The sequence below is a fragment of the Lichenihabitans sp. Uapishka_5 genome, assembly GCF_033947565.1.
GTDB lineage: Bacteria > Pseudomonadota > Alphaproteobacteria > Rhizobiales > Beijerinckiaceae > Lichenihabitans.
Genome location: NZ_JARPVX010000102.1, coordinates 1 through 11,789, shown reverse-complemented (window position 1 = coordinate 11,789; position 11,789 = coordinate 1). Strand labels below are relative to the sequence as shown.

Sequence of the window (11,789 nt, the reverse complement as noted above, 5' to 3'; positions counted from 1 at the left end):
GCGCAACTCGCCCGCATCCGTGACGTTCGGCAGGGCGGCGCCCGCCAGTGCGACCGACGCAGCCGCCGCCCTGCCGAACGTCACGGATGCGGGCGAGTTGCGCGGCGAGATGCTGTACCGGAAGCTCGGCACAACGGGCGAAACCGTGTCGGCCATCGGCCTCGGCGGCTCTCACATCGGCAAAAAGGCCCTGGCCGAGGCCGATGCCATCAAGCTGATGCACGAGGCTGCCGATCGCGGCATCACGTTCTTCGACAACTGCTGGGACTACAACGAGGGGGAAAGCGAGAAGCGCATGGGAATGGCGCTGTCGCAGGGCGGCTACCGCAACAAGGTCTTCCTGATGACCAAGCTCGACGGCCGTACCGCCAAGGCGGCGGCGAGCCAGCTCGACGAATCGCTGCGGCGGCTGCAGACCGATCACGTCGATCTCGTGCAGTTTCACGAGATCCTGCGCTTCGACGATCCCGACCGCGTTTTCGCCGAGGGCGGCGCCTATCAGGCGGTGCTAGCCGCCAAGCAGGCCGGCAAGGTGCGCCACATCGGCTTCACGGGTCACAAGGACCCGCGCGTGCATCTGGCGATGCTCGACATGGCGGCACGCCACGGCGTGCGTTTCGATACGGTGCAGATGCCCATCAATGTCATGGACGCGCATTTCCGCTCGTTCGGGCAGTTGGTGGCCCCGCGTGCGGTGCGGGAAGGCATCGGCATCCTCGGCATGAAGGCCCTCGGCGATACCGTGATCCTGAAGAGCAACACTGTGACGGCCGTCGAATGCCTCACCTTCGCGCTCAGCCTGCCGGTGTCGGTGCAGATCACCGGCCTCGACGACCGGCGCTCGCTCGATCAGGCCTTTGCGGTCGCCAAGACGTTCAAGCCGCTGTCCCGACCCGAAATGACGGCGCTGCTGGCCCGGACCGAGCAGGCCGCCGCCGATGGCAGATACGAGCTGTTCAAGACCTCGGCCTACTTCGACGGAACCGCCAAGCACCCCGACTGGCTCGGCGGCGAGAATGATGGCGTGCAAGATCTGGCGCCCGTCGGCAACGGCTGAACCCGCCGCCACCCGTCAGCCGAGCGGCTGCGCCTCGCGGCCCCAGGCCCGCAGGTCGGGCACGAACAACTCCGGCGCCTCCATGGCGGCAAAATGCCCGCCATGCGGCTGCTCCACCCAGCGCGTGACGTGATAGCCGCCCTCCACCCAGGCGCGAGGCGGGGGCGGCAACAGCGTATCGTGATAGATCGCAAAGGCGGTCGGCACCTCGACGCGGCGTCCTTCGGGCACGCTGCGCACGGCTTCGCCAGCGGCCGCGGCATAAAACCAGGTCGAGGTCGCGAAGGCGTCGTTCATCACATAGATCATGACATTGGTGAGCAGCCGGTCCATGCCGAACGGTGCCGGAAACCTGTGCTGGCGCAGATCGGCCCAATCATGGAAGCGCTCGACGATCCAGGCCGCCTGAGCGACCGGGTTGTCGGCCATGGCATAACTGAGCGAGGCCGGCTTCGTGGCTTGCAGCATCGAATAAGCACCGAGCTTCTGGCGAACCGCCTCCTGGGCGTGCTTCCAGGCCCGGGCATCGGCACGGTCGCCCCCGGACGAGGGTTGAACCAGCAGGTAATTCAGGTGGATGGCCCGCATGGCCTCGGGGTGGTCGAGCGCCAGCCAGGTGGTGACGCCGGCGCCCCAGTCACCTCCTTGGGCGAGGAACCGCGGATAGCCGAGCGCTTCCATTAGGCGGCGGAACAACCCCGCTGTCGTGCGGGCCCCGATGGGGCGCTTCGGCTTGTCCGAAAAGCCATAGCCCGGCAGTGAAGGTACTACCACGTCGAAGGCGTCGGACGGATCGCCGCCGTGGCGCGACGGGAAGGCGAGCAGTTCGATCACGTCCCAGAACTCGTAAACCGAGCCGGGCCAGCCATGCGTCAGCAGCAGCGGGCGCTGCCCTTCCGCTTCTCCCACCACATGCACGGCATGCAGCTCGAGACCATCAACCCGGACCTTCAGCTGCGGAAAACGGTTCAGGGTCGCAGCCGCGGCTTCCACGTCGAAGCGCTCGGCCCAGTGCTGGCACAGGGATTCGAGGAAGGCCGGGTCGCACCCGGTGGTCCAGCCGGTATCGGGCGGCGTCCGCGGCATCCTGTAGGCCTGGATGCGGTCACGGATCGGTGCAAAGGTGTGATCGGTCCAGGTGACTTCGAAGGGCTGCATCGCGTCGTCTCCAACCTGTGGGTCGGCAACGCGCGCGCCACGATCCGAGGTCCCGTTCTGGCGCATGACGGGCCCGCCGATCGGCGCGGCCGCGTGCATCCGCAAGCGGCCATGCCGCTGCTCCATGCGACGCAGAGGCGTTCCTGGTTGGGGGCGCCCTCAGACCTACTCCGTTTCGTCCCACAAGGCGGCGCATTTCTCGCTGACCAGGGGCTTCTTGTCCTGCATGCAGGCCGTCACCTTGTCGACGCTTGGCATGGCATCCTTGCAGAACTTGTTGACGTCGTCGTAGCAGGCGGCCTGCTGCCGGTCCTGCAGCGACACAGGCTTCACCTTGGCCAGAGCCGCCGTGGCCGGCAGCAGGGCGAAGGCGAGAAGACAGGCGGTGATTGGCTTCATCGGTGATCCTCCGTTTTTGTGATTTGCAGGGAGCTTGGCACGACGAGGCGCCGTGGGGCAGGGATAACGGCCCGAGGACAACGGCTTGCCAGATCTTGTGTCGTGGATGCCACATCGGCGGATTGGCGCCTGCTGCGAGGCTGGAGGACCGCCATTGACATCCCGGTCGTGGCCGCCCAGTGTTTTGTGTGACGGTCCCCGCAAGGGGTTCGAAGGGAATGCGGCGGGACACCTGTCCCGGCAAGCCGCAGCTGCCCCCGCAACTGTGCGCGGAAAGTGCCGACGCCTCCATGCCACTGCCCTCGGGCGGGAAGGCCGCGTCGGGACGCTCGATCCGCAAGCCAGGAGACCTGCCGTCGAACGATAAAGCGTGCGCGTCGGGCGGGGTGCCTCGAGGCGTGTGGCGGGTGGCCGAAGGGCCGGCCCGCTTCATCCCGCTCGCGCGGGACGCGGCGCATGGCGCACCCGGATGACGGCCTCGATGGCGCGGAAGGTTTCAGGGTGATGCAAGAGCCGCTGCCGCAGCCCATGCGGATTTATGTCTGCACCACTTGTCGGGCCGAAGGCGATGCGTCCGACGGCCCACGGGCCGGGACACGGTTGTTCGACGCCCTGAAGGCCGCCGACGCGGCGCTCGACCTCGTGCCGGTGGAATGTCTCAGCGTCTGCAAGCGGGCCTGCACGGTGTCATTCGCGGCGACCGGCAAGTGGACCTATGTTTACGGCGATCTGCCGGCCGAGGCCGCCGTCCCGGTGATCCGCGAGGCGGCCCGGCTTTACGCCGAGGCGCCGGATGGCCTCATTCCCTGGAAGCTGCGGCCCGACGCCATCAAGAAGGGCGTCGTGGCCCGCATTCCGCCCCTCCCGATCGAGATCAGCCGTCCATGACCACGCTCAGCAAGGTTCCCGTCACGGTCATCACCGGCTTCCTCGGTGCCGGCAAGACCACGATGATCCGCCACCTGCTGGAGAACGCCAAGGGTCGCCGCCTCGCTTTGATCGTCAACGAATTCGGCGATGTCGGTGTCGATGGCGCCATCCTGCGGGCTTGCGGCATCGAATCCTGCCCCGACGAGAACATCGTCGAGCTCGCCAACGGCTGCCTGTGCTGCACCGTGGCGGATGATTTCATCCCGGCTATCGAGGCGCTGCTCGGCCGCGCCGAGCGGCCGGACCACATCATCGTCGAGACTTCCGGCCTCGCCTTGCCGAAGCCGCTCGTCAAGGCCTTCGACTGGCCGGCCATCCGGGCCAAGCTGACGGTGGATGGCGTCGTGGCCGTGGTGGACGCCGCCGCCGTGGCGGCCGGTCGCTTCGCCGACGACCCGGAAGAACTCGCGGCGCAGCGCGCCGGCGATGCGGCGGTCGACCACGACAACCCGCTCGAGGAGGTCTACGAGGACCAGCTGCTTTGCGCCGACTTGATCGTGCTCAACAAGGCGGACCTGCTCGACGCCGCCGCGCTCGACGGGGTCCGCCGTGATGTCGAGGCCACGGTGCCGCGGGCCGTCAAGGTGGTTGAAACCAGCGAGGGCCGCATCGACACGGCCGTGCTGCTCGGCCTCGCGGCCGCCGCCGAAGACGACCTCGCGGCGCGGCCGTCCCACCACGACGCCGAGGAAGGCCACGACCACGACGATTTCGACTCCTTTGTGCTCGACGTGCCGACGCTGGACGATCCGGCGGCCTTCGTGGAGCGCCTGAAAGCGGTGGCGGCCTCCCATGACGTGTTGCGCATGAAAGGCTTCCTCGATGTGCGGGGCAAGCCGATGCGCCTGCTGGTGCAGGGCGTCGGCACCCGGTTCCGCCAGCAGTTCGACCAGCCGTGGGGAGCAGGCGCGCCGCGTGCCGGTCGGCTGGTGGTGATCGGCCGCAAGGGGCTCGACCAGCCCGCCATCGCGGCCGCCCTGGCGGGCTGACCGGCACCCGATGCACCTTCTGCCCACCCAGGCGCGATCGCTCGACGACGAGGCGCAGGCGCTCGACCTCGGGCGCTCGCCGGCCGACGTGGTGATGTTGTCGTTCTCGGACAGCGACCTCGCGGTGGCGGCCGCCGCCTGGGACGAAGGGCGTGCCGCGCTGCCAAGCCTGCGGCTGGTCAGTTTGGCGAAGCTGCGCCATCCTTATTCGGTCGACCTCTTCATCGAGAAGACCGTGCGGCACGCCCGCTTCGTGCTGGTGCGGCTGCTCGGCGGCCTCGATTATTGGCGCTATGGCGTCGAGGAGCTGGCGGCCGCGGCGAAGCAGCAGGGGTTCGGGCTCGCGGTACTGCCCGGCTGTCATGAGCCCGACGCCCGGCTTGCGGCGCTGTCCACCTGCGGTGCGGCCGACCTCGCCAGCCTGAAGATCTATTTCGAGGCCGGTGGCGTCGCCAATATGGCGCAAGCCCTCCGCCTTGTATCCGGCCTCGCCGGCCGTCCGCTCCCCGTGCGGCCGGTCGTGCCGGTGCCGGCCGCAGGGCTGTTCGAGGCTGGTTGTCGGGCTATCCGCGACGGGGGGCCCCATGCGCTGATCCTGTTCTACCGTGCCGTGCTGTTGGCCGCCGACGCTGCGCCTGTTCACGCCCTGGCGGATGCGCTCGCTGCACGCGGCGCCCGCGTATCGGCCTTCTTTGTTGCGAGCCTGAAGGACGACGCCTCGGCCGACGCCCTGTCGGCCTGGCTCGACCGCGAGCCCGTGGATGTGATCCTCAACACCACGGCCTTTTCGGCGCAGCGGCCGACGGGTCGCGTCACCGACCGGGCCGACGCGCCGGTGCTGCAAGTGGTGTTGTCGACGGCCGGGCACGACGCCTGGGCGGCCGACCCGCGCGGCCTCGGCGCGGCCGACCTCGCCATGAACGTCGTGCTGCCCGAGGTCGATGGCCGGTTGATCGGCGGCGTCGCGTCGTTCAAGGCCGAGGCGACGGTCTCGCCCGACCTCGAATTCGCACGGGTGGCGCATCGGCCCGAGCCGGGGCGCATCGCCCGCGTGGCCGAGCGCGCGCTTGCCTGGGCGGCCCTGCGGCGCCTCCCGCGGGCCGAGCGCCGCATCGCTTGCATCGTGTCGGATTATCCCGGCAAGGGCGGCCGCGCCGGTCAGGCGGTGGGGCTCGACACGCCGGCCAGCGTCGCCGCCATGGCGGAGCACCTGGCCGGGCTCGGGTTCGATTGCGCGGGATTGCCGCCCGCCACCACCCTGATGGCCACCCTGACGGAAGCGCAGCCGCAGCCGAGCCTGCCGCTCGCCCGTTATCGCGCGCTGCTGGCCGACCTGCCGGCCCGCTTCGTGGACGAGGTCGGGCGCGCTTGGGGCGATCCGGCCGACGATGCCGCCTGCCAGGATGGCGCCTTTGCGTTCCGGGTCTGCCGGGCCGGCAAGCTGCTCGTGGCGGTGCAGCCCGATCGCGGCGCCGCGGCGACGCGACGCGTCGACTACCACGACACGGCCCTGCCGCCCTGCCACGGCTATGTGGCCTTTTATCTCTGGCTGCGTGAGGCCGAGCGGCTGCATGCGATGATCCACATGGGCACCCATGGCACGCTCGAATGGCTGCCCGGCAAGGCCGTGGCGCTGAGCGAGGATTGCGCGCCCGACGTGCTGGTGGGCGCCCTGCCGGTGATCTACCCGTTCATCGTCAACAACCCCGGCGAGGCCGCCCAGGCCAAGCGGCGCATCGGCGCGCTGACGCTCGGCCATCTGACGCCGCCGCTGGTGGCCGCCGGCCTGCATGGCGACACGGCCGAGCTGGAGCAGCTCTTGGACGAATATGCCGAGGCGACGGCGCTCGACGGTCGTCGCGCCCGGCTGTTGGCGGCCGCCATCCTGGAGAAGGCCGAGGCGGCCGGGCTGTTGCGCGGCCTCGCGCCCGACCCCGCCGCCGGGTCCGACACCGTGCTGGCCTCGCTCGACGCCTGGTTGTGCGACCTGAAGGAAGCCCGTATCGGCGACGGCCTGCACGTTTTCGGGGTGGCGCCGGCCGGGCTCGAGCCCGACGATCCGCGCCCGGCCTGCGCCGAGGCCGAGCGTGACGCCCTGATGGCGGCCCTCGATGGCCGTTTCGTGCCGCCCGGCCCTTCCGGCACGCCCTGGGCCGGTCGTGCCGACGTGCTGCCGACGGGGCGCAACATCTTTGCGGTCGATCCGCGCGCGCTGCCGACCCGTACCGGCTGGGACATCGGCGCCCGCATGGCAGAGGAGCTCGTGACCCGGCACGCCCAGGATCACGGCGAATGGCCGCGCCGCGTCGTGCTCGACCTGTGGGGCAGCGCCACCATGCGGACCGGCGGCCAGGACCTTGCCCAGGCCATGGCGCTGCTCGGCGTGAAGCCCGTGTGGGACCCGGCCTCGGGCCGCGTCACCGGCTTCGAGATGCTGCCGCTGGCCCGGCTCGGCCGTTCGCGGGTCGATGCCACCTTGCGGATCTCCGGCCTGTTCCGAGACACCTTTCCGGCGCAGATCGCGCTCTTCGACGCCGCCGTCCGGGCCGTGGCGGCGCTCGACGAAGCCGTCGAGGACAATCCGTTGCGCGAAGGCGGCGGGCTCACCCGCATCTTCGGCGCCGCGCCCGGCCACTATGGCGCCGGTCTCGGTGCGATGCTGGCGGCTGACGACTGGGACGGCCGTGACGCGCTCGGCGAGGCCTATCTGGCCGCCACCACCCATGGTTTCGGCCGGGGTGGCGACGGCGCTTTCGATGCCGCCGGGTTCCGCGAGCGGGTCGGCACCGCCGATGCCTTTGCGCATACGGGCGACCTGCCCGGGCAGGACCTGCTCGATGCGGACGTGTTTGCCGAGCACGAGGGCGGTTTCGCGGCCGCGGCGGCGCTGTTGGGCGCCGCGCCGGCGCTGTATCGGGCCGACACCACCGTGCCCGACCGGCCGCGCCTGCGCAGCCTGGCGGAGGCGGTCGACCACGCCCTGTTGAGCCGCGCCGCCAACCCGCGCTGGATCGCCGGCCAGATGCGCCACGGCTGGCAGGGCGCCGCCACGATGGCCGATACGCTCGACGCGCTTTTCGCCTATGCGGCCACCACCGAAGCCGTGCCGAGCCGGCATTTCGACCGTTTGTTCGACGCTACGCTCGGCGACGAAGCCGTCAGAACCTTTCTGCGCGACGCCAACCCGGCCGCAACGCGCGGCATGGCGGCCCGCTACCGCTCGGCGCTGCGGCGCGGCTTCTGGCAGTGCCGCCGCAATTCCACCCTGGCGGTGTTGGCTGAGCTCGAGGCCGAGGCCGCATGAGCGGGCCTGCGACGGTGGGCTGGTGCCCCGGCGCCCTCCGCCCCATGGCATCCGGCGACGGGTTGATCCTGCGGGTGAAGCCGCGCGGCGGCCGGCTGGGTTTCGACCAGGCCGCCGCTGTGGCCGATCTCGCGACCCGTTTCGGCAATGGCCACCTCGACCTTACCGGCCGCGCCAATCTGCAGATCCGCGGCGCCCGTCCGGACAGCATCGCGGCACTGACGGCTGGTTTGCGACAGGCCGGCTTGCTCGACGCCAGCGAGGCCGTCGAAACATTGCGCAACATCGTCGCGAGCCCGCTCGCCGGCCACGATCCCGAGGGGGTCGAGGTCCGGCCCTTTCTGGCGGCGCTCGAGGCAGGCCTGACCGCGGGGGCTGCGGCCGGTCTGGCGCTGCCGGCCAAATGGAGCTTCGTCGTCGATGGCGGCGGCCGGCTGCCGCTGGCTGGGGTGTCGGCCGACATGCGGTTCCGCTTCGACCGCAGCGGACCCATGCGCCTCGGCCTCGCGGACGCCTGGGCGGAGCCCTTCGCTGCGCCGCCCGACCTGCCGCCGTTGCTGGCCGCTGTCGCGGCCCTGGTGGCGGCGCAGCCGGAATCGGGGAGGATGGCGGCCCTGCTGTCGCGTCTCGGCGCCGCGCCCGTCTTTGCGGCCCTTGGGCTGCGACTGGCCGCAGCCCCGGTGGCGGAACCGCCGCCGGTCGAGTCCGCCGACCTGTTCGGCCTCACTGAAGATGTCGTGGCCCTGGCGCCGCCCTTCGGCGGCCTCGAGGCCGAGACTTTGACGGAGATCGTCGTGGCCTGCCGCGCCGCAGGCGCCGCCGACCTGCGCCTGACGCCCTGGCGGGTGCTCCTCGTTGTCGGCGTCGCCGACCGGGCGGGGCTCGTGGCGCGGCTCGGCCGCCTCGGCCTCATCGTCGCGGCCGACGATCCCTGCCTCGCCGTCACGGCCTGCGTCGGCGCTCCCGCCTGCCATCGTGCCACGGTGGCGACCCGCACCGACGCGGCGATGCTGGCCGGCCGGCTCGACGGGACGGGCTCCATCCACGTGTCAGGCTGCATCAAGGGTTGTGGTCGCCCGGCCGATGCCGCCTGGACGCTGGTGGCGCGCGATGGACGCTACGACGCCCATCGCGGCGGCGACGCGCATCCGCGCATCACAGGTTTGTCTTCCACCGGGGCCGCGAACTGGTTAAGCCGCGCCGAACGCGCGAGGGTTTCGTGACAACCGGTTATGACTACATCCGCGACGGCGCGGCCATCTACGGCCGATCCTTCGCCATTATCCGGGCCGAGGCCGACCTCGCGCGCTTCGAGGGCCCGGAAGAGCGCGTCGCCGTGCGGGTCATCCATGCCTGCGGCATGGTCGAGGTGTCGGCCGAAATCGCTTTTACGCCCGGGGCCGTGGTGGCCGCCATCGCGGCGCTCGAGGCCGGCGCTCCGGTGCTTTGCGACGCCCGCATGGTGGCCGATGGCGTCACCCGGGCCCGGCTGCCGGCCGGCAATGCGGTGATCTGCACCCTGAACGACCCGGAGGTCGCGGGTCGTGCGGCACTCACCGGCACAACCCGCTCGGCTGCCGCCGTGGACCTGTGGCTGCCCCACCTCGCCGGCGCCGTGGTGGCGATCGGCAATGCGCCGACGGCCTTGTTCCACCTGCTGGAACTGCTCGACGGCGGCGCCCCGCGACCGGCCGCCGTGGTGGGCATGCCGGTCGGCTTCGTGGGCGCCATCGAATCGAAGGAGGCGCTGCTGGCCCATGGCGTGCCTGCCCTCGTGGTGCGCGGCCGTCGGGGCGGCAGCGCCATGGCGGCCGCGGCCGTCAATGCGCTGGCGAGCGCGCGCGAATGAGCGGCACGTTGTTCGGCGTTGGTCTCGGCCCCGGCGATCCCGATCTCCTGACCGTCAAGGCGACGCGGGTGCTGGAGCGCGCCGATGTGGTGGCCTATTTCGCCAAGGCCGGGCGGCGCGGCCATGCGCGTGCGATCGCGGGCTCTTGGCTGAAGCCCGGCTGCACCGAGGTCCCGCTGCATTATCCGATCACCACCGAAGTGCCGTTCGCCCACGCGGATTACGCCGTTCAGCTCAGCGACTTTTATGCCGATGCCGCAGACAGGCTGGCGCACCATCTCGAGGCCGGTCGCGACGTCGCGCTGATCTGCGAGGGTGATCCGCTGTTTTACGGCTCCTTCATGCACCTGTATGCGCGGCTGAAGCCACGATTCCCGACCGCGGTGGTGCCCGGCGTCACCGGCATGTCGGGCTGTTGGACGGCGGCGGGCGCGCCGATGACCTGGGGCGACGATACGCTCACGGTGCTGCCCGGCACCCTGCCGGCCGATGCCTTGCGCGAGCGGCTGGCGCAGGCCGATGCGGTTGTGTTGATGAAGATCGGCCAGAACCTCGCCAAGGTGCGGGCGGCGTTGCACGAGGCGGGGCTGCTCGACCGCGCGCTGTATGTCGAGCGCGGCACCATGGAGGCCGAGGTGGTGATGCGCCTTGCCGACAAGCCCGACGACGAGGCGCCGTATTTCTCCGTCGTGCTGGTGCCCGGCGAGGGGCGTCGGCCGTGAGCGGCTCGCTCAGCGTCGTCGGCCTCGGTCCCGGCCCGGCCTATTGGCTGACGCCCGAAGCCGATGCCGTGTTGAAGGGCGCCACCGACCTCGTCGGCTACGCGCCCTATGTCGATCGCCTGCCGCAGCGGCCGGGGCAGGCGCGCCATGCCAGCGACAACCGGGTCGAACTCGATCGAGCCCATGCGGCGCTCGACCTCGCCCAGGCGGGCCGCCATGTGGCGGTGGTGTCGGGCGGCGATCCGGGGGTCTTCGCCATGGCGGCGGCCGTGTTCGAAGCCGTCGAGGCGCGGCCGGTGCATGAGCGCGACCTGCCGATCCAGGTGGTGCCGGGCATCAGTGCCATGCTGGCCGCCGCGGCCCGGCTCGGGGCACCGCTCGGCCATGATTTCTGCGCCCTGTCGCTCAGCGACAACCTGAAGCCTTGGACCGCGATCGAGCGCCGTTTGCGTGCCGCCGCCGATGGCGATTTCGTCATGGCCTTCTACAATCCTGTCTCCAAGGCGCGGCCGGACCGGCTGCGCGAGGCCCTGGCCCTGCTCGGCACCCTCAAGGCGTCCGACACCGTGGTGGCCTTTGCGCGTGCCATCGGCCGCCCGACCGAAAGCCTCAGCGTCACCACCTTGGCCGCAGCGGTCGATCAGCCAGCCGACATGAGTACGCTGGTGATCGTCGGGTCGAGCGAAACCCGCATTGTGGCGCGCCCGGCCGGGACGCCCTGGGTCCTGACGCCCCGGTCCTACCGGGCCGGCGCCTGATGGGCGATCCAGGCCAGCACGTCGTCGAGCCGGTCGGTTTCGGCTCGCGCCGGTATGAGGGGCCGCGCCACCATCAGCACCGGTATCCCGAGGTGTCGTGCCGCCGCGAGCTTCGGCGCGCTGGCCGTGCCGCCGCTGTTTTTGGTGACCAGCAGGGCGATGCCGTGTTGCGCCATCAGCGCCCTCTCGCCCGCGATCGTGAAGGGTCCGCGATCGAGCACGAGCGTGGCCCCGGGTGGCATCGCGGCCGCGTCGGGCGGGTCGATGGTACGGACCAGGTAGCGGTGCTGCGGCGCCCCACGGAAGGCCGCGAGGTCGAGCCGGCCGGTGGTGAGCAGCACGGAGGCGGCCTGTCGCGCCGCCAGCGCCGCCACGGCCGCTGCGATGTCGGGCACGTTCTGCCAGGCGTCGCCGGGCTCCGGCATCCAGGCGGCGCGCGAGAAGGCCAGCAGCGGCACGCCGAGACCGGTGCAGGCCGCGACCGCATGAGCCGAAATCCGGGCCGCGAAGGGATGGGTGGCGTCGATGACGGCCGCAACGCCTTCCGACGCCAGATAGGTCGCGAGACCGTCGGCGCCGCCGAAGCCGCCGATGCGGCGGGGCAGGGGCGAGGCGGCCGGCAC

The 11,789-nt window shown here is 71.0% G+C and carries 11 protein-coding genes and 1 riboswitch; of the genes, 8 read left to right on the top strand and 3 right to left on the bottom strand.

Features of this window, described 5'->3' with window-relative positions:
* The coding region (locus P7D22_RS20580) for an aldo/keto reductase (protein ID WP_319936134.1) at positions 1 to 1,057 on the top strand (1,057 nt) is incomplete at its 5' end.
* Positions 1,058 to 1,072: 15 nt separating this feature from the next.
* Here the strand turns inward: P7D22_RS20580 and P7D22_RS20575 are convergent.
* Together P7D22_RS20575 and P7D22_RS20570 are read right to left on the bottom strand one after the other, a co-directional pair.
* Positions 1,073 to 2,215: an epoxide hydrolase family protein gene (locus tag P7D22_RS20575; RefSeq protein WP_319936133.1), complete on the bottom strand. Its 1,143-nt coding sequence runs from the start codon at positions 2,213 to 2,215 to the stop codon at positions 1,073 to 1,075.
* A 165-nt stretch (positions 2,216 to 2,380) separates the two neighbouring features.
* Positions 2,381 to 2,614 carry a hypothetical protein gene (locus P7D22_RS20570; RefSeq protein WP_319936132.1) on the bottom strand — a complete coding sequence of 78 codons (234 nt, stop codon included), beginning with the start codon at positions 2,612 to 2,614 and terminating at the stop codon, positions 2,381 to 2,383.
* A 175-nt stretch (positions 2,615 to 2,789) separates the two neighbouring features.
* A riboswitch (cobalamin riboswitch) is annotated at positions 2,790 to 2,986 on the top strand.
* A gap of 84 nt (positions 2,987 to 3,070) precedes the next feature.
* Between P7D22_RS20570 and P7D22_RS20565 the strand changes: the two genes are divergently transcribed.
* Genes P7D22_RS20565 through cobJ form a run of 7 tightly spaced genes read left to right on the top strand, consistent with a single transcriptional unit; the run spans position 3,071 to position 11,166 of the window.
* Complete coding sequence (locus P7D22_RS20565) at positions 3,071 to 3,502, top strand: DUF1636 domain-containing protein (RefSeq protein ID WP_319936131.1); 432 nt, start codon at positions 3,071 to 3,073, stop codon at positions 3,500 to 3,502.
* Entirely contained in the window at positions 3,499 to 4,533 is a 1,035-nt protein-coding gene (gene cobW, locus P7D22_RS20560) for a cobalamin biosynthesis protein CobW (protein WP_319936130.1), read from the top strand. Before P7D22_RS20565 ends, cobW begins: the two co-directional genes overlap by 4 nt.
* Before the next feature lie 10 nt (positions 4,534 to 4,543).
* Positions 4,544 to 7,837: a cobaltochelatase subunit CobN gene (gene cobN / locus P7D22_RS20555; protein WP_319936129.1), complete on the top strand. Its 3,294-nt coding sequence runs from the start codon at positions 4,544 to 4,546 to the stop codon at positions 7,835 to 7,837.
* Positions 7,834 to 9,060 (top strand): precorrin-3B synthase, encoded by a 1,227-nt coding sequence (gene cobG, locus P7D22_RS20550; RefSeq protein WP_319936128.1) that lies wholly within the window; start codon positions 7,834 to 7,836, stop codon positions 9,058 to 9,060. Before cobN ends, cobG begins: the two co-directional genes overlap by 4 nt.
* Positions 9,057 to 9,686 carry a precorrin-8X methylmutase gene (locus P7D22_RS20545; protein ID WP_319936127.1) on the top strand — a complete coding sequence of 210 codons (630 nt, stop codon included), beginning with the start codon at positions 9,057 to 9,059 and terminating at the stop codon, positions 9,684 to 9,686. The genes cobG and P7D22_RS20545 overlap by 4 nt, the downstream gene beginning before the upstream one ends.
* Complete coding sequence (locus P7D22_RS20540) at positions 9,683 to 10,408, top strand: precorrin-2 C(20)-methyltransferase (protein WP_319936126.1); 726 nt, start codon at positions 9,683 to 9,685, stop codon at positions 10,406 to 10,408. The genes P7D22_RS20545 and P7D22_RS20540 overlap by 4 nt, the downstream gene beginning before the upstream one ends.
* Positions 10,405 to 11,166: a precorrin-3B C(17)-methyltransferase gene (gene cobJ, locus P7D22_RS20535; protein ID WP_319936125.1), complete on the top strand. Its 762-nt coding sequence runs from the start codon at positions 10,405 to 10,407 to the stop codon at positions 11,164 to 11,166. The genes P7D22_RS20540 and cobJ overlap by 4 nt, the downstream gene beginning before the upstream one ends.
* Here the strand turns inward: cobJ and P7D22_RS20530 are convergent.
* The coding region (locus P7D22_RS20530; RefSeq protein WP_319936124.1) for a cobalt-precorrin-6A reductase at positions 11,148 to 11,789 on the bottom strand (642 nt) is incomplete at its 5' end. The genes cobJ and P7D22_RS20530 overlap by 19 nt on opposite strands.